This window comes from Ruminococcoides sp. (assembly GCF_057037865.1).
Window position 1 is genome coordinate 116,316 of record NZ_DBLZMS010000001.1, and the last position, 18,310, is coordinate 134,625.

Consider the following 18,310-nt stretch of genomic DNA (forward strand, 5'->3'; position numbering starts at 1 on the left):
CGGAGTTGAATATTATGAGTAATTTAATCAACTTGCTTGATACATACAAAGGTGAAAAGCGAGAGCTTTATCCGCTTACGCCGAGCCAGATGGGTGTTTATCTTTCGTGTATGCACAATCCAAAAGGCACAATGTACAACATTCCCTGCACCTATGTTTTTGACAGTGGAAGTCTTGATACCGACAGGCTGATAAATGCCGTAAGAAAAGCTGTTGACAATCACCCTGTTATGAAAATTTTTATTGACAGTTCAACAGGAAGTCCGATGATGAAGCTTCGTGACAGCGTTGATTTTGACATTCCTGTTGTACAGGTTGACAATCTTGAACAGGCGGGCAAAGATTTTGTTAAACCGTTTGAACTTGAAAAAGATGTTCTGTTCAGATTTGCAATTTTTGAATGCGGTGACAAATCTATGTTTGCAATGGACTTTCACCATATAATCTCTGACGGCACATCTGTTTCGGTTATCTGCAATGACATTGCGCTTGCATATGACGGAAAAGAGCTTGAACCCGAAAAGTTTTCTCAGCTTGATCTTTCTGTTTTTGAGGAAAAGCTTGAAGAAACCGAAGAATATCAAAAATCAAAGAACTACTATGACAGCATTTTTTCGGCTGTTGAGTCAAAGTCGGAAATAACGGAAGATTTTGCAGAGAATTCAGAGGTTGAGGATAAACCGAACGGTTCTTTTGAATTATCCACGAACGGCAAATTCTCCGTTGAGGATGTTCGCAATTTTGCCTTAGCAAACCAAATTACGCCGTACACTGTTTTCCTCGGTGCATATGAATACGCAGTTGCAAAGTTTACAAATCAGAGCGAAACAACAGTTTGCACGGTTACTCACGGAAGATTTAACAAGCGACTTAAAAACACAGTCGGCATGATGGTTCGCACACTTCCTATCCACGCAAATATTGACGAAGAAGATACAGTTTCGGACTACCTCAAAAAAATACGCATGAGCATAAAGGAAACAGTTGCAAACGATTGGTTTCCGTTTATGAAACTTGCGTCTGACTATGACCTCTCTGCCGACATTATGCTGGCTTATCAGGCTGACATATTCAACACCTTTAAAATAGGCGGTCAGGCTCTAAAATTAAAACTTGTTCCGTTAAAAAGTGCCATTTCAAAATTGAATGTTATGGTATTTGAATCAGAAACAGATTTTGAATTGCGTTTTGAATACAGAAACGATTTATTCAAAGAGGAAACTATTCGTTCGTTTGCCGACAGCTTTTTAAAGATTGTTGAGCAGTTTCTTAAAAAATCCAAGCTCTGCGAAGTTGAGCTTGTAAACGAAAATCAGCTTGCAGAGCTTGATAACTTCAACAAAACGGAATTTCCGTTTGACGACAGCAAAACCGTTGTTGATTTGTTTGAGGAGCAATGCAAAAAAACTCCCGACAAAACAGCGGTTGTATATAAAGAAAAGAAGTTCACCTACGCTGAAATTGATGAGATTACAAACCGAATTGCAGGTTATGTTCACTCAAAGGGTATCGGTAAAGAAGAGGTTGTTTCAATTCTGATTCCGAGATGCGAATATATGCCGATTGCGTCAATCGGTGTGCTGAAATCGGGTGCGGCATATCAACCGCTTGATCCGTCATATCCGCCCGAAAGACTTCAGTTTATGATTAAGGACGCAAATGCAACGCTTCTTATTGCGGACGAAAATCTGCTTGAGCTTTTGCCCGATTACAGCGGTGATATTCTTCTTACAAAGGATATTCCGAATCTTCCGAAATCAGACGCAGTTTTTGCAAAACCCTCACCCGATGATTTGTTTATACTTATCTATACATCGGGTTCAACAGGCACTCCAAAGGGTGCTATGCTTGAACACAAAAATGTTCGTTCATTCTGCGATTTTCATATCAGAAACTCTGACATTGACGAACACAGCGTTGTTTCGGCATATGCAAGCTACGGTTTTGACGCCTGCCTCAGTGAAATGTATCCTGCGCTTATCGGCGGTGCCGAGCTTCACATTATTGAGGAGGACATCAGACTTGACCTTGTAAGGCTGAACAGATATTTTGAAGATAACGGAATCACCCACGCATTTATGACAACACAGGTTGCAAGACAGTTTGCAACCGAAATTGACAACCACTCGCTCAAATATCTTCTTACGGGCGGTGAACGGCTTGTTCCCCTTGAACCGCCAAAGAATTTTGAACTCATAAACGGTTACGGTCCGACAGAATGTACGGTTTACATCACATCACAACCCGTTGACAAACTCTATCACAGAATTCCTGTCGGCAAGGCGCTTGACAATATCAAGCTTTATGTAACAGACAAATACGGCAGACGGCTTCCGACAGGGGCTTTGGGCGAGCTCTGTGTATCAGGTCAGCAGGTTTCAAGAGGTTATCTTAACCGTCCCGAACAGACTGCAAAGGCATACGAAAAGAACCCGTATTGCAATGAAAAGGGTTACGAAAGGCTTTATCACACAGGCGACATTGTTCGCCTTACAGATGAGGGCAAGGTTGACTTTATCGGACGAAATGACGGTCAGGTTAAAATCAGAGGATTCCGCATTGAGCTTTCCGAGGTTGACAAGATTATCCGCAAATATGACGGCATTACAAACACAGCTGTAATCGCAAGAAAGCTTGAGGGCGGCGGACAATGCATTAACGCATACATTGTTGCCGACAGAAAAATTGACATTCAAAAGCTCAACGAATTTATTCTTGAACACAAGCCGCCGTATATGGTACCCGCCGCTACGATGCAGATTGACAAAATTCCGCTCAATGTAAACGGCAAGGTTGACAAGCGCAAGCTTCCCGAAATCAAGGCAGAATCTTCAAAAAAGAAAAATTCCGCTCCGAGGGAACTAACATTCCTTGAAAAGAAAATTTCCGCAATTATCGAAAAGATTATCGGACACAGCGATTTTGATATTTCCGAAAATCTCATCAACGCAGGTATGACCTCGCTTTCGGTTATCAAGCTTGCAGTTGAACTCAACAAGGCATTCGGCTTTGAGGCACAGGTTAAAAAGATGATGAAGGGCTGTTCGGTTCTTTCGATTGAGGACGAACTTCAGGAGTTTATGTTCAGCGGTACGGCAAATCCGCAAACTGTCAAAAAAGAAGAAAAGAAAGAACACAAGGCTCTCTATCCCCTTTCAAAAACTCAGCTCGGCGTGTATATTGACTGTATGAAAAATCCGTACAGCACACTTTACAATATTCCGTCAATTCTCACATTTTCAAAATCAGTCGATGCACAAAAGCTTGCCGACTGCGTTGTAAAGGTAATCAAGGCTCACCCATATATTATGACTCACCTTTCACTTGAAAACGATGATATTGAGCAGGCATATGTTGACTCTGCAAAACCGAATGTTCCCGTTGAAAAGCTTACGGAAGAACAGCTTGAAGCCTACAAAAAGGATTTTGTAAAACCGCACAATCTTATGAAAGCACCGCTGTTCAGAATCTCGGTTGCAGAAACCGAAAAGGCGGTATATCTACTTTCGGATTTCCACCACCTTATCTTTGACGGTGCGTCCGTTGCACTTTTCTTTGAACAGCTTAAAACGCTGTACGAGGGAGGTAACATTGAGCCTGAAAGCTACACCTACTTTGATTATGCAGAGAATGAAATTAAGGCTGAAAGCAGTGATGAATTTAGAAATGCTGAAAAGTTCTTCGACAATATGATGAAAAATTTTGAATCTGCAAGCGAAATCACGGCTGACCTCAGAGGTCATGCAGAGGACGGTGCTCTTGCATCTCAGGCAGTCCCCGTTGATATGGCAAGGGTTGAAAACTTCTGTTCACAGCACGGAATCACTCCAGCCCACCTTTTCCTTGCCGGCACATTCTACGCTGTTTCAAGATTTGTGAACAGTAGAAATGTTTACATCAGCACAATCAGCAATGGCAGAAGCGATATGCGGCTTACAAACTGCTTTGGTATGTTTGTAAAAACTCTTGCACTCGGCATTGAAATTGAGGACATCACCTCACTTGAATTTGTTGAAAAAAGCAAGGCTGTTTTCACGGATTCAATTGAAAACGAAATTTATCCCTATGCACAGCTTTGTGCAAAATACGGCTATGCACCGAACATTATGTACGAATATCAGCTTGGTGTTGTTGATAACCTTGAAATTGACGGCAAAGCTGTTGTCCGTGATTACCTTGAAATGAATACCGCAAAGTTCAAAACAGCCATTCACATTGAGGATTACAAGGGCAAGCCGAGCGTTGTGGTTCAGTACAATGACGCACTTTACAGCGGTGAACTTATGAGAACGCTTGCAAAATCCGTTCTCTGCGCTGTTGAACATATTATCGAAAATCCAAACGGCAAAATCAGAAAGGTTTCACTCCTTGACAACGCCGCAATTGCTCAGCTTGAAAGCTTTAAGTCAACAGAAATTGCTCCCATTAAGACAAAACTTCTTCACAAAATGTTTGAAGAACAGGTTGCAAAAACTCCCGACAGAATTGCACTTTTGGCTTGTGACGGCAAACTGACCTATAAAGAGCTTGACCGTCTTGCAAATATCACGGCAAACTCACTCATTGAAAAAGGTCTTGAAAAGGACGGAAAGGTTCTTATTCTGCTTGAAAGAACCTCAAAATTCTTCATATCACTTCTCGGCATTCTCAAGGCCGGCGGTGCGTTTATTCCGTCATGTCCCGACTATCCGAAGGAGCGAATCGACAGTATTATTGAGGACAGTGACGCAGACTTTGTAATTACCGAGGGCGAACTGCTTGGCGTATATGACCGCACGGTTGATGTTTCAAAACTTCTTTCGGGCAATAATGAAGAAAATCCGAATGTTGATGTACAGCCTGACGACCTTGCGTACCTTATCTACACCTCAGGTTCAACAGGCAAGCCAAAGGGCGTTATGCTGCGCCACATCGGCATTGCAAACTACCTTGCATACAGCGACTCAAACATTCAGGTTAAAGAGGTTGTTGACAACTGTCACGCATACGGCTCTGTAACTACAATCAGCTTTGATATGTCGCTAAAGGAAACCATGCTGTCGCTCTGCAACGGTCTTACCCTCGTTTTTGCAAGTAATGAACAGACGGTAAACCCGATGTTACTTGCAGAATTCTTTAAAGAAAACAATGTTGATGCGTTCAACTCTACACCGTCAAGACTTTTGCAATATATGGAGCTTGACGAATTTGCGGAAGCAATGGCAAACTGCAAGGTTATTCTCTCGGGCGGTGAAAAGTATCCCGACAAGCTATTAAGGATACTGCGTGAAAAGACGAACGCAATAATAATCAACACCTACGGTCCGACTGAAATCACGGTTTCTTCAAACGCAAAAAATCTTACGAATGCAGACGAAATTTCAATCGGCAGGCCGTTACGCAACTACACGGAATATATCGTTGACTCAGACAACAATCTCCTTCCAATCGGAGTTGTGGGTGAGCTTCTCATTCAGGGATGCGGTGTTGCACTCGGCTACAACAAACTTCCCGAACAGACTGCAAAGGCATTCATCGAATTTAACGGTGAACGCACCTACCGCTCGGGCGACTATGCAAAATGGACAACGGACGGCGATGTTATTATTCTCGGCAGAACCGACAATCAGGTTAAGCTGAGGGGTTTGAGAATTGAACTCGGTGAAATTGAAAAGTGTCTGACCGCAGTTAACGGAATCAAGAGCGGAATTGCTCTCATCAGAAAGGTCGGCAAGGCTGACGCAATCTGTGTTTACTATACAGCCGACAGACAGATTGAGCCAAATGAAATTAAGTCTGAGCTTGCAAAATCTCTCACGGATTATATGGTTCCGAGCGCATATGTTCAGCTTGACAAAATGCCTCTCACACCAAACGGCAAGGTCAACACAAAGGTTCTTCCCGAACCTAAGAGCAACAAATCCGAAAGAGGTCGGTTGCCGAAGAATGAAATTGAAAAAACATTCTGCAACATCTTTGCAGAAATTCTTGAACTTGACAATGTTTTTGCGGACGATAACTTCTTTGACCTCGGCGGAACATCGCTTACAGCAACAAGAATTGTAATCTCCGCATCAAAGAAAAACATTGAGGTTGCATACAGCGACATTTTTGCAAATCCTACTCCGCAGACTCTTGCAAAATTTGTGAGCAAGGATGATTCAGCCGAAAACGACCTTGAAAATCTTTCGGACTACGATTATACAAATATCAATAAAGTTCTTGAAAAGAATAATATTGACACATTCAAAAACGGTGAGCTTCAAAAACTCGGCAATGTTCTTCTGACAGGCTCTGCCGGCTTCCTCGGAGTACACATTCTCTACGAACTTCTTCACAAGTATAACGGCAAGGTTTACTGCATGATTCGTGACAAAAACAATAATCCTGCCGAAAACAGAATGAACTCAATCTACTATTACTACTTTGAAGAAAGTCTGAAAGAAAGATATCCCGACAGAGTTACCGTTATCAGCGGTGATGTTACAAACCGTGAATCATTCGATAAATTTATTGACAAGGACATTAACACGGTCATCAACTGTGCCGCAAATGTTAAGCACTTCTCAAAGGGTACAGACATTGAAGATGTAAACCTTTACGGTACTCTCAATGTGCTTGACTTCTGCAAAAAGGCTAATGCAAGGCTTGTTCATGTGTCAACAATGAGCGTTGGCGGTATGTTTGTGGGAGAACAAGGTTCTGTTGACAAGCTCAAAGAAAATCAACTTTACTTTGGTCAGCATGAGGGTTCAAAGTACACCCTGTCAAAATTCCTTGCGGAAAGGGCAATTCTTGAAGAGGTTTCAAAGGGCTTTAACGCAAAGATTATGCGTGTAGGCACACTTGCCGCAAGAAACAGCGACGGTGAATATCAGATTAATTTCACCACCAACACATTTATGGGCAGACTCAAATCTACACTCCTTATCGGCAAATATCCGTACGAAGCAATGGAAATGCCGTTTGAGCTTTCTCCGATTGATTTTGTGGCAAAGGCAATTCTTCTGCTTGCACAAGCTCCGAAGGATTGCACCGTGTTCCACCCGTTCAACAACCATACTCTCATTATGGGTGACCTCTACACCGAGATGAACAAAATCGGACTTCATTCACAGGGTGCAGAGTATGAGGAATATATGATTGCACTTGACAGAGCCGAGCAGGATCCCGAAAAAGCAAAGATTCTTTCAAGTATGATTGCATATCAGAACATGGCTCACGGTCAAAAGACATTTACAGTCGGCAAGAGCAACACATACACAATGCAGGTTCTTTACAGAATGGGATTTGTGTGGCCCGTTACCTCGCTTGACTATATGAAACGATTCATCAACGCATTAAGAGGTCTTGGCTTCTTCGATTAATAATACAAAATCAAGTCATAATAAAAGGCAAAACAGCGGACATTCCGAATCAATGGACTGTCCGCTGTTTTTATATTTTATAATAACGGCAAGCATAAAAAGCACCGCCCCTGCTCTGCCAAAAAACAGAACAAGGACGGTAAAGTTAAATGCTTGTCAAATTATGCACTTACTGTCAAATTAATAAACAAGATTTAATAATAATCTCTGTCTACATTTTAAATATTCAAAGTCGAAAATCAATATACCTTGGAGTAAAAGAGCGGTTTTGGGGAGTGAAAGGAACACTGCATACAATATCCTGAAAATAATATAATAAATTTCAGCAACGGCAATGCCATATATTGACAATAAGGTGCAGAAATATTATAATTTATTATATAACAGGAGCAAAAGTGCGGTTTTCGGGAGTGAAATTACTTTGCAAATAAAAAGCAATCAAACGATTGCCTTTTATTTTTCAGGCATCAGAGCCAACCGAAGATCCATCTGAAGATAGTATCAAACACTTTTTGCTCCCCCTTTATTCTGTTGTTAAATTCACAATAACAGATAAAAAGAGCAAAATAAATACAGTTTGGAGCAAGATATTCTGTTTTGGGAGTAAGAGGGTGAAGATGTGTTTGCGGCTTTATGTGATGATGATAAACACATAACCGAAGAGGTTAAAAAACTGCTTTTAGAATATGCAAAGGATAATCGTGTAACTATTGATATTGATGAATTTGAAAGCGGTGAAAAGCTTTTGAATTCCGAGAATAATTACGATATAATCGTGCTTGATTTTCAGCTTGGCAGTACAGACGGACTGACCGTTGCAAAAAAACTTAGAAAACGCAATGTGCTGTCCTGCATAATCTTTTTGACATCTTATCCGCAATTTATGATTGACGCATTTGAGGTGAACACATTCAGGTTTCTTTTAAAGCCGATTGACAAGTCAAAATTTTATAAGGCAATTGACGACTATGTAAAAATTGTAGATGCAAATTATCCGATAACTCTTATTCAAAATAAAGAATTGAAAAAAATTAACTCAAATGAAATCTGCTTTATTGAGGCAGACGGAAAGTACTCAAACATTCATTTAAACACCAAGGTCATGCACTGTTCAAAAACTCTTTCGGGAGTTACAAATCTTCTCCCAAAGTATTGTTTTATAAGAACTCATCGTTCTTATGTGGTAAATCTTCACTATATAAAATCATACTCATCAGATACGGTGTATCTGAGCAACGGAGAGGCGGCTTATCTCAGTAAAAATTATCAAAAATCCTTTCGGACATCATATATGAATTTTCTTGAAAAAAATTATGTGAGGTTATAATTTATGCTATTTTACAGCTATGCGGAGTTTGTAATAGGGCTTGTGGCAATTTTCTATTTTACTTCAAAAATATTTTCCATTACCAAGTACAAACTGTATTTTGCCCTGTCATTGATTTTTATAATTTCAACGGCATCGTTTGCCTGCTTTATAAAAAGCGACCAACGGTATGTAATTCTGCCGGTTTTGCATTTTGTTGCATTGACATTTCTTCCGATTTCACTTGGATACAATAAAAAAATGATGTTGCTGTTCTCTTCGCTCTTCTTTTCGGGATTAACATTTTTTATATCCGAAATCTATCAATTGTTGTGTTCAATCTATTCAACCGAATTTGCGAGCAGCACCAGTGTGTTTTTTAATCTGATTTCAAATCTTATTGTTTTGGGAATATTCGTACTGCTGTCAAGTCCGCTGAAAATCAAGACCAAGCTTGTGGTTGAGTCAATTACCAAACCGACAATAATTATGATATTGATTTTCCTTTATCTCGGCGGAAGTATGGCGACCTTCGGGGCATATTACATAATTCCGTCATCGGATTACAGAACAGCTACACTTAAAATTTTGACAATGATTGTGTCGATTGTATTCTCGTTTTCAATACCTATTCTTTTGTACAATCAGATTAAAAAGAGCCAATATATGCACGAAAACGACATCTACGAAAGACAGCTTAACGCACAGATTAATTATTACAAGAGCATTACGACTTCGGGATATGAACTGAGAAAAATCAGGCATGATTATAACGATCTTTCTATCGGATTAAAATCGCTTATCAATAGTCGGAAATATGATGAGGTTCTTCCTCTCCTGCAAAAATATGACAGCGAGATTATAAGCTCATTTCAGATTTTGTACAACACGGGCAATGATCTGACCGATGCGATTTTAAGCGATAAGCAGAAAAATGCAGATGAAAATGTTAAAATCACATTTGAGGGTTCGCTTGCAAATGTGCCTGCCGACAACCTTGAAATCTGCGTTTTGTTTAACAATATGATTGACATTGCGTTTGAAAATGTAAAGGAATTTTGCGGAAACGGAAAACAAATTATCGCCTTAAAAGCAGAAACAAGGGCTGGATTCCTCTTTTGCTGCATAAGCTTTCCGATTGAAAATGAAATAAAAAAGGCACAGAACAATGTTCTGTACCACAGCTTTGCGTATAAAACTTTGAAAAATCTTGCCGAAAAAAACGGCGGTAAAATTGAAACAAGCCTGTCGGATGACAGACTGGCAATAACTACGGGTTTGGTAATTAATAATTTTAGTTAATTCTTTTCGGGAATTTTTGAATAAGCTTTTTAACATCAGTCTTTTCAATTTTGAGAAGGCTGATTTTTTTGTCTATGCCGCCCGCATAACCCGTAAGGTTTCCGTTTGTCCCGACAACACGGTGACACGGCACGATTATCGAAACGGGATTGTGACCCACAGCACCACCAACCGCCTGTGCGGACATCTTGGCAACGCCACGCTGTTTTGCCAAAATTTTTGCAATTTCGCCGTAGGTCATAACTGAGCCGTAGGGAATTGTCAGGAGAATATCCCACACAGCCTTGCGAAATTCTGAGCCGTTAAGCGAAAGTTTGGGCATAAAATCGGGTTCGTTGCCCGAAAAATATATGTCAAGCCACTTTTTTGTCTGTTCAAAAACAGGCAGGGTTTTATCCTCAGTTTCACCTTTTACGGTTGACGCAAAGTACTTTTGTCCATCAAACCACAAACCGCAAAGGCTCTCACCGTCAGATGCCATAGTTATATTGCCAATCGGAGAATTGTAGTAATCGTTAAAAGACATAATCTCACCCCACCTAATTGTACCGTTAAAGGCAGTTTTTGGCAAGAAAAAATCGACACGAAAATCGTGCCGACTTTGGTTACAGATTCATTTCTGAAAGTTCTTTTGCGGTTGCATCAACAAGTTTTTCACACTTTTTTGTGTTTTCGCTGACCATTCCGCCAACGCTGAAAAGCCCGCCTGTGATTGAATCCAATGCCGCATTTTTAGCTACATTGTCCATACCCGCCTGAGTGGACTTTTGAATTGAGAATTTCTGCGTTTCCTTGCCGAAACCGCTCTTCATAATCCACACCTGATTCTGACTGTCGAGAGCGGGAAATGTTATTACGGTAGCCATTCCATGCTTTGTAAGTGACGGAGTTCCTGCCGTAAACTCTTTGTCTTTGATTGCATCAAAAAAGCTCTCAATCGTATAAGAATTTTGTGTCTTAATGTTTTTGGTTTTAATTCCGAATGCCATAGTAACTTCCTTTCAGATTAGTTAGCACCCCAGACATTTCCGTTTTTGTCCGTGAATTTGCCTGTAAGAACCATAATAAAATCAACAAGCCAACCGATACCGAAAACACCGCAAGTTAAAAGCCAGATGATACCTGTTCCGATTTTGCCTGTCATAAATCTGTGGACACCGAGTTCACCGAGAAAAAATGTGATTAGTACCGCCGCTGTTTTGCTCATTTGTAAGCACTCCTTTAAATTTATTTGTTGAGTACACTATACAGAATAAAAATTATAAATGCAACAATTTGGCAGTAATGTCAGTTTTTCGGCAAGAAAGTCATAAAATCACAAAGGACATTGCCAAATGACAATGCCCTCTGCGAATGAGTTAAAATGAATAAACCTGTTATCTGTTTTGAATTGCAATTTTTCTGTAGGTATCGAACTTAACCCACTTTGCAAAGAAATCCGCATCGTTGATGCTTTTAAGATTTGAATACTCGGAAAGAAACTGCTGAATTTTTTCGTTGCTGTCGGCAAGAACCTCAAAGCCTCTGCCGTTTACAACAGGAACACCGCCGTAGCTGTACTCCGATGTCGGAACGATATCGGTAATCTTGCGGTCACGAACCTTTACGGCAACGCTGTCACGAAGAACTATAATATCAAAGCTGTCGGGATACTTATAGCTTTCGCCCTCAACAGGGATTATGTCCCCCTTTGTATAGGTTTCCTTAACAGGCTGATATTTGAGAACATTAAGGCTTGAAGTGTCATAGAAAAACTCTTCAAAGATATCACCTCTTGCCTCAAGTGAGCCGAGTACGAATGACGCCTTTTTTGCATCATCGGCCTTTTCTTCAACCGAATCAACAACACCGCAGGCTGATGTCATATTTGACACACGGTCAATCAAAATAAGCTCACCGAGTGTTTTATGCTTTGAGAAAAGGTCAACCGCAATCGGCTCTGCAAGCAGAATTGTGCAGACTGCGATTCCGTTCTTTGTAAGTGAATCGGCAGGGATATGCTCGCCTGTGTTCACATCAACAGCGTACTTGATTTCGGAAACGATACCCGAAATAGTCTTTGTGCCGAGCTTTACAAGGTAATCCTTGCCGGCTGTAAGCTGTTCGTCATCCATCCAGAGAATTGACGCTGTAAGCTCCTGATAGGACGCAAGATTTGTGTCCTTTGTTATTACACAGCCACGGGATACATCAACTTCCTTGTCAAGTGTTATTGTAACGGGCTGTCCCTTGAAAGCGGTTTTAACATCCTTATCTGTCATAAGTATCTGCTTTACATGGGCCTTTTCATTGCTCGGGAGTGTTACGATTTCATCGCCTATGCTGATACTGCCCGACTCAATCTGTCCCTGAAAGCCTCTGAATGTGTGGTCGGGACGGCAAACTCGCTGAACAGGAAGATAGAATCCTTCTTCCTCCTCCGAGGAATCAACATCAACAGTTTCGAGATACTGAAGCAGAGGAACACCGTTGTACCACGGAATGTTTTCGGACTTTACGGTAACATTGTCGCCCTCTGTTGCGGAAAGCGGAATGATGTAGATATCGTCAAGTAAAAGCTCGTTTTTAAGTTCTTCAATCTGCTTTACGATTTCGTCAAAGCGTGACTTGCTGTACTTTACCAAATCCATCTTATTAACGGCAAAGACAAAATGTCTTATACCCATAAGCTTACAGATTCTTGCGTGCCGTCTTGTCTGAACAAGAACGCCCTGTGATGCGTCAATGAGGATAACTGCGAGGTCTGCAAAAGATGCGCCTACAGCCATGTTTCTTGTATATTCCTCGTGACCGGGTGTGTCGGCAACGATAAAACTGCGGTTGTCGGTTGTGAAGTAGCGATAAGCAACATCAATTGTGATGCCCTGCTCACGCTCAGCCATAAGACCGTCAAGCAAAAGCGAATAGTCAATGTCACCGCTGCGACTGCCGACCTTACTGTCAAGCTCAAGAGCCTTTTCCTGATCGGCATAAATAAGCTTTGCATCATAAAGTATGTGACCTATGAGTGTTGATTTACCGTCATCAACACTGCCGCAGGTAATAAATTTAAGTAAACCTTTCATCAGAAGTAACCCTCCCTTTTTCTGCGTTCCATACTGCCCTGTGCCTCGTTGTCGATTACTCTGGAGGTACGCTCCGAAGAAACGGAGCTGAGGGTTTCGTCAATAATTTCATCAAGAGTTGTTGCAGTCGACTCTATGCCGCCTGTAAGAGGATAACAGCCGAGTGTTCTGAAACGAACCGATTTCAATTCGGGTACTTCGCCCTCTTTGAGCGGAAAACGATCGTCATCAACCATAATAATGTTGCCGTCACGGTAAACAACAGGTCTTTTTGCCGCAAAGTAAAGCGGAACGATGTCAATTTTTTCCCTTTGAATGTACTGCCATATGTCCTTTTCTGTCCAGTTGGAAATTGGGAACACACGAATGCTTTCGCCCTTATTGATTTTTGTGTTGTAAAGCTTCCACATCTCTGGGCGCTGGTTCTTAGGATCCCATGCCTGTGCTTTATTTCTGAAAGAGAAAATTCTTTCCTTGGCTCTTGACTTCTCCTCATCTCGTCTGCCGCCGCCGAATGCCGCAGTAAAGCCGTATTTGTTGAGAGCCTGTTTGAGAGCCTGTGTTTTCATAATATCTGTGTAAGCCGCACCGTGATCAAACGGGTTGATGCCTTTTTTAACACCTTCTTCATTGGTGTAAACGAGCATTTCAATTCCGAGCTTCTTTGCTGTGTCATCACGGAATTTTATCATATCCTTGAACTTCCACGTTGTGTCAATGTGTAGGAACGGGAACGGCGGTTTTTCGGGATAAAACGCCTTCATTGCAAGGTGGAGCATAACCGAGCTGTCCTTGCCTATTGAGTAGAGCATAACAGGCTTTTCGCACTCTGCCGCAACTTCTCTGATTATGTATATAGCTTCTGTTTCAAGCTCATCTAAATGTGAAAGCTGACTCATACCTTATCTCCTTTTCACGGAAATACTTACAAAGTGTTTCCTTAGTATTTGTTTGATTCTTTTTGATTTATATCAATCTTAATTACCTCGCCATGAGGTTTTTCAATTAACCACGAGAGGATATCTCCGTTCTTTTCGGTGTGAACCTTACTGCCCATACCGCCGATATCGGAACCGAGGAAAAAGCTGATTGCATATGCGGGACATTCTTTTATGCAGGAGGTGCAGCCCCAGCAATCCTTGGGATATTTGATGTACGCTTTGCCGTTTTCGTCAGTCTTGATAAGACTTCCGGGGCAGACATTGCGACACTTTTTGCAGCCTATGCACTTGGACTTGTCAATTACTATGCTCATACTTTTCACCTCCCGTTACAAGGTCACGAATAATAATTTTTATCTCGCCGTTTTCAAGACGGGAATTAACATACTTGTTAAAGTTCCTGTCGTCCTTTTCGGGATAGTCAAGGTTTTCGGCAAAGCTGTGCCAGCGTGTTTCCTTTCTCGCTCTGAGGTGAGCAATTACGCTTTTGCAGACCGTAAGCCTTTCTTTAAGCTCGCAGATATACATTAGCTCCTGAAAATCTTCTGCGTAGAGGTCATCTGTGAGCGTTTCAAGCTGTCTGATTTTGCAGTCGGCAATGTCAAGCTGTTTTTCGTTGAAACGGTAGTTTGTTTTTATACCGCCTGCGTAGCTGTCCATAACCGTCTGCATTGCCTCTTCAAGCTGTTCCGTGGTGTAGAGTGAATGGCGGTCTGTGAGATATTTCTCGGTTTCCCTGAGATGATAATTTGTATCTTCATCGCTGATTTTCTCAAAGCTTTCTTTGCTGTCAATATACTTAACTGCCGAAAGTCCTGCAATTTCACCCTCTGCAAGAGCACCCGTAACATACTTCTGCGGACAACCGCCTGCAACATCACCGCCTGCAAAAAGTCCTTCAATTGTGGTTGCACGGTCTGTGTCAATCCAGTAACCGCTTGCCGTGTGACCGCCTACGATATACGGCTCTGTTCCCTCAATTTCAACATTCTGCCGTGAAGGATTTCTTCCGCTTTCAATCCACTTGATTGTCTGCGAAGGTGCCATATTGAGATAGGCTTTTAAAAGTGATTCGTCCTGCTCGGCTGTGATTCCCTCTGTTCTGAGGTAGCAGGGACCTCTGCCCTCCTGATTTTCATTTACCGTACCGTAAACTCTTTCGGAAGTTGTAAGTCCGTACTTTGTTTCATAAACCTCGCCGAGTGAATTAATCTGCTTTGCGCCTACACCCTGTGCAAGTGTTCCCGTGGGAGCGATTGTGTCCTTGCATCTGAGTGCGATAAAACGCATTTCAAAGGTTGTCATCTCTGCACCGGCTCTGATTCCCATTGCGTAGCCTGCACCTGTGTTAAAGGGCGGATACCACATCTTGTGACGGGAAAATCCGGGATTGTTCGGCTTGTAAAGTCCTGCCGCACCGCCTGTGGCAATTATGACAGCCTTTGCTTCGATTGTGTAGAAAATTCCGCTTTCAATGCCGAATCCGAATGCACCGTTGATTTTGTTGTCCTTTACCGAGTAATCAAAAATATTAACACGGTTGAGAACGGTTACATTCTTTGCCTTTTCGACTGCGTCCGCAAGAATCGGCTTTATGTTTTCACCGTTGATTTTAAGGTTTCGGTTGCCTCGTGTAACATACTTTCCGTTCTCGTCCTTTAAAATTACAAGACCGAGTTTTTCAAGCCTGTCGGTTACTTCGTTGAGCTTTTCGGACATGGTAAGGAGCAAATCCTCTCTGACAATCCCGTCAGCGTCCTTTTTAGCGTAGTCAACATAGTCCTGCGGTTTTCTGCCCTCAACAATGTATGCATTAAGAGCGTTTACACCTGCGGCAAGACAACCACTTCTTTTGATGTGTGCTTTTTCACAGATAAGAACCTTTTTGTCCGAATTTTCGGAAATGGTCAGAGCCGCATAACAGCCTGCCGTTCCGCCGCCTATAATGAGGACATCGGTGCTTATTTTTTCTGTTTTCATAGGATTTCACTCCCTTGACGTTATTGTTTTTCGTCAAGATATTTTTCTGCCGAAATCACACAGTTTGCACCGTCCGAAACGGCTGTAACGACCTGACGAAGTGCTTTTGTTCTGATGTCACCGCCTGCAAAAATACCGTCTGCGGAGGTTTTTCCGCTTTCATCGGCAATAATGTAACCGTCCTTGTCGGTTTTGACAAGATTTGCAAGAGGTTTTGTATCGGGAACACTTCCGACTGCAACGAAAACACCGTTGCAATCAAGCTGTTTTTCTTCTCCGTTTTGTAAAAGTGTGACCGAAGTCACCTTTGTATCTCCGTTAATTTCAGATATCGTTGCATTTGTAAGAGCTTCAATATTTTCCGTGGCAAACGCCCTGTTCTGCAAGGCTCTGCCTGCTCTGAAGGAATCTCTTCTGTGGACGAGATAAACCTTTTTGCAGAATCTTGAAAGCAGAAGTGCGTCACCCAAAGCAGTGTCACCGCCGCCTGTTACCACGGTAATTTTATCCTTATAGAAAGCCGCATCACACACCGCACAATAAGAAACTCCGTTACCCGAAAATTCCTTTTCGCCTTTTACACCAAGCTTTCTGCGCTGTGTTCCTGCCGCATAGATTACGGTTTTTGTTTCAAGGCTTTCACCTCCGTCAATGTTTACGGAGAGGTTACCGTTAACTCTTTCAACCTCGGTAACCTCTCCCTCAACAAATTCAGCACCGAGTTTTTCGGCGTGAGTTCTGAACTTTTCTCCGAGGTCAAAGCCCGTTTCACCGTAAAGTCCGGGGTAATTATCTACTCTCTCGCTCTCGGCAATCTGTCCCGTACCCATAAATTCTTTTTCAACCACAACCGCTTTAAGGTTTTCACGCTGTGCATAAATTGCGGCTGAAAGTCCTGCGGGACCGCTGCCGATAATCACGATGTCGTACATAATCTCCCTCCTTTACTCTATAACAAGCTCTTCCTTTTCCGCTGTATCTCCCGTAATTTTGAATGAATTGAGAACGGGGTTTTCTCTGTCCATAAGCGAAAGAATCATATAGCTTGCCTTGCTGTCAAAGGCAAGTCTTTTGTCCTCTTCAGACGGTCTTGACGGCGATTCGGGATGTGAATGCCAGTTGCCGAGAGGAAGAAATCCGTTCTTTCTCATATCTTTGATTGCCTCAAGCTGTTCCTTTGGATCAAGCGAAAAATGTTCGTTTGAGTGATCGATATTTGTAAGGAGATAAACCTTTTTAATCTCCTTGTCACCGACATCAACCGTTCCTGCAATAAGACCGCAAGCCTCATCGGGAAGCTCCTTTACAGCGTGAGCAAGTATTTTTTCAAAGTCGCTTTTTGTAAGTTTTATCATAAATGAACACCGTCACATTCTGCCTGTTCGTAGTCGATAAGCTCTGTGATTGTCGGGTGGTCACCGCAGACTGCGCAATTGTGTGTGTCACTCGGAAGTTTTACCTTGCGAAATTCCATTTTGAGTGCGTCATATGTAAGAAGATAGCCCGTGAGCAACTCGCCCTGACCGATGATGTACTTGATTGCTTCCATTGCCTGTAGGCTGCCGATTACACCGCCCATTGCACCGATAACACCTGCCTGCTTACAGGTTGGAACTGCGTCCTTTGGCGGAGGGTTCTTGAATACACAACGGTAACAAGGGCCTTCACCCGGCACATAGGTCATAAGCTGACCTTTAAATCTGATGATTCCGGCGTGTGAGAAAGGCTTTTTAGCCATTACACAGGCATCGTTGATAAGGAACTTTGCCGGAAAGTTATCCGTACCGTCAATGATGAAGTCATACTTCTTTACAAGGTCAAGTATGTTTTCGCTTGTAACAAATGTGTGGTATGTCTTTACGGTAACATCGGGGTTGATAGCCTCCATTGTTTCCTTTGCCGACTCAACCTTAGGCTTGCCGATATCCTGTGTTGAGTGGATAATCTGTCTTTGAAGATTTGAGAGATCCACCTCGTCTGCATCTGCAATTCCGATTGTACCTACACCTGCGGCGGCAAGATACATTGCGGCAGGAGCGCCGAGTCCGCCTGCACCGATAATGAGAACCTTTGCGTTAAGGAGCTTTTTCTGTCCCTTTGCGCCGACCTCTTTAAGAATAATATGTCTTGAATATCTTTCAAGCTGTTCGTTTGAAAATGCCATTACTGACCGCCTCCCATAAAGTAAAGGAACTCTACAACATCGCCGTCCTTTAAGGTTGTTTCTTCAAATGTACCGCTCTTAACAAATTCGTCATTGATTGTAACGGTTACATACTCGGGGGTTTCAACATTCTCGTCAATAATGAGCTGTGCTACCGTAAGATTGTCTGCAACTTCCTTTTTGTTTCCTGCAACTGTGATTGTCAT

Annotated in this window: 14 protein-coding genes; 3 read left to right on the forward strand and 11 right to left on the reverse strand. The window is 42.2% G+C overall.

Features of this window, described 5'->3' with window-relative positions; genetic code table 11:
* Positions 1-14 precede the first annotated feature (14 nt).
* The 3 genes from AC2HW8_RS00560 (at position 15) to AC2HW8_RS00570 (ending at position 9,954) form a co-directional block, all read left to right on the forward strand.
* A complete protein-coding gene (locus AC2HW8_RS00560; RefSeq protein WP_484327001.1) occupies positions 15-7,346 on the forward strand; it encodes an amino acid adenylation domain-containing protein in 7,332 nt (2,443 codons plus the stop codon).
* Positions 7,347-7,965: 619 nt separating this feature from the next.
* Positions 7,966-8,673, forward strand: a complete 708-nt coding sequence (locus AC2HW8_RS00565) for a LytR/AlgR family response regulator transcription factor (RefSeq protein WP_484327002.1) — start codon at positions 7,966-7,968, stop codon at positions 8,671-8,673.
* A 3-nt stretch (positions 8,674-8,676) separates the two neighbouring features.
* Entirely contained in the window at positions 8,677-9,954 is a 1,278-nt protein-coding gene (locus AC2HW8_RS00570) for a hypothetical protein (RefSeq protein WP_484327003.1), read from the forward strand.
* Here the strand turns inward: AC2HW8_RS00570 and AC2HW8_RS00575 are convergent.
* The 11 genes from AC2HW8_RS00575 to thiS form a co-directional block, all read right to left on the reverse strand.
* Positions 9,947-10,480: a methylated-DNA--[protein]-cysteine S-methyltransferase gene (locus AC2HW8_RS00575; protein WP_484327004.1), complete on the reverse strand. Its 534-nt coding sequence runs from the start codon at positions 10,478-10,480 to the stop codon at positions 9,947-9,949. The two genes, AC2HW8_RS00570 and AC2HW8_RS00575, sit on opposite strands and share 8 nt — an antisense overlap.
* Positions 10,481-10,559: 79 nt before the next feature.
* A complete protein-coding gene (locus AC2HW8_RS00580) occupies positions 10,560-10,943 on the reverse strand; it encodes a hypothetical protein (protein ID WP_101070233.1) in 384 nt (127 codons plus the stop codon).
* A 17-nt stretch (positions 10,944-10,960) separates the two neighbouring features.
* Entirely contained in the window at positions 10,961-11,161 is a 201-nt protein-coding gene (locus AC2HW8_RS00585; protein WP_021883707.1) for a TM2 domain-containing protein, read from the reverse strand.
* Between the two features lie 169 nt (positions 11,162-11,330).
* Entirely contained in the window at positions 11,331-13,019 is a 1,689-nt protein-coding gene (locus tag AC2HW8_RS00590) for a sulfate adenylyltransferase subunit 1 (protein ID WP_298765433.1), read from the reverse strand.
* Positions 13,019-13,918 carry a sulfate adenylyltransferase subunit CysD gene (cysD, locus tag AC2HW8_RS00595; protein WP_296177856.1) on the reverse strand — a complete coding sequence of 300 codons (900 nt, stop codon included), beginning with the start codon at positions 13,916-13,918 and terminating at the stop codon, positions 13,019-13,021. The genes AC2HW8_RS00590 and cysD overlap by 1 nt, the downstream gene beginning before the upstream one ends.
* 41 nt (positions 13,919-13,959) lie before the next feature.
* A complete protein-coding gene (locus AC2HW8_RS00600; RefSeq protein ID WP_021883710.1) occupies positions 13,960-14,274 on the reverse strand; it encodes a 4Fe-4S dicluster domain-containing protein in 315 nt (104 codons plus the stop codon).
* On the reverse strand, positions 14,258-15,940 hold the full coding sequence (locus AC2HW8_RS00605; protein WP_296177858.1) for an adenylyl-sulfate reductase subunit alpha: 1,683 nt from the start codon (positions 15,938-15,940) through the stop codon (positions 14,258-14,260). The genes AC2HW8_RS00600 and AC2HW8_RS00605 overlap by 17 nt, the downstream gene beginning before the upstream one ends.
* Positions 15,941-15,960: 20 nt before the next feature.
* A complete protein-coding gene (gene trxB, locus AC2HW8_RS00610; protein ID WP_484327005.1) occupies positions 15,961-16,872 on the reverse strand; it encodes a thioredoxin-disulfide reductase in 912 nt (303 codons plus the stop codon).
* A 12-nt stretch (positions 16,873-16,884) separates the two neighbouring features.
* Positions 16,885-17,295, reverse strand: a complete 411-nt coding sequence (locus AC2HW8_RS00615) for a Mov34/MPN/PAD-1 family protein (protein ID WP_443954204.1) — start codon at positions 17,293-17,295, stop codon at positions 16,885-16,887.
* Positions 17,292-18,104 carry a thiazole biosynthesis adenylyltransferase ThiF gene (thiF, locus tag AC2HW8_RS00620; RefSeq protein WP_302456006.1) on the reverse strand — a complete coding sequence of 271 codons (813 nt, stop codon included), beginning with the start codon at positions 18,102-18,104 and terminating at the stop codon, positions 17,292-17,294. Before thiF ends, AC2HW8_RS00615 begins: the two co-directional genes overlap by 4 nt.
* Positions 18,104-18,310 carry a sulfur carrier protein ThiS gene (gene thiS, locus AC2HW8_RS00625; protein WP_015523488.1) on the reverse strand — a complete coding sequence of 69 codons (207 nt, stop codon included), beginning with the start codon at positions 18,308-18,310 and terminating at the stop codon, positions 18,104-18,106. The genes thiF and thiS overlap by 1 nt, the downstream gene beginning before the upstream one ends.

Bases quoted from the DNA above. Each gene is read 5' to 3' on its own strand.
- AC2HW8_RS00560 (WP_484327001.1), top strand. From the start codon at position 15: ATGAGTAATTTAATCAACTTGCTTGATACATACAAAGGTGAAAAGCGA.
- AC2HW8_RS00570 (WP_484327003.1), top strand. From the start codon at position 8,677: ATGCTATTTTACAGCTATGCGGAGTTTGTAATAGGGCTTGTGGCAATT.
- AC2HW8_RS00575 (WP_484327004.1), bottom strand. From the start codon at position 10,480: ATGTCTTTTAACGATTACTACAATTCTCCGATTGGCAATATAACTATG.
- AC2HW8_RS00580 (WP_101070233.1), bottom strand. From the start codon at position 10,943: ATGGCATTCGGAATTAAAACCAAAAACATTAAGACACAAAATTCTTAT.
- AC2HW8_RS00585 (WP_021883707.1), bottom strand. From the start codon at position 11,161: ATGAGCAAAACAGCGGCGGTACTAATCACATTTTTTCTCGGTGAACTC.
- AC2HW8_RS00590 (WP_298765433.1), bottom strand. From the start codon at position 13,019: ATGAAAGGTTTACTTAAATTTATTACCTGCGGCAGTGTTGATGACGGT.
- cysD (WP_296177856.1), bottom strand. From the start codon at position 13,918: ATGAGTCAGCTTTCACATTTAGATGAGCTTGAAACAGAAGCTATATAC.
- AC2HW8_RS00600 (WP_021883710.1), bottom strand. From the start codon at position 14,274: ATGAGCATAGTAATTGACAAGTCCAAGTGCATAGGCTGCAAAAAGTGT.
- AC2HW8_RS00605 (WP_296177858.1), bottom strand. From the start codon at position 15,940: ATGAAAACAGAAAAAATAAGCACCGATGTCCTCATTATAGGCGGCGGA.
- trxB (WP_484327005.1), bottom strand. From the start codon at position 16,872: ATGTACGACATCGTGATTATCGGCAGCGGTCCCGCAGGACTTTCAGCC.
- AC2HW8_RS00615 (WP_443954204.1), bottom strand. From the start codon at position 17,295: ATGATAAAACTTACAAAAAGCGACTTTGAAAAAATACTTGCTCACGCT.
- thiF (WP_302456006.1), bottom strand. From the start codon at position 18,104: ATGGCATTTTCAAACGAACAGCTTGAAAGATATTCAAGACATATTATT.
- thiS (WP_015523488.1), bottom strand. From the start codon at position 18,310: ATGACAATCACAGTTGCAGGAAACAAAAAGGAAGTTGCAGACAATCTT.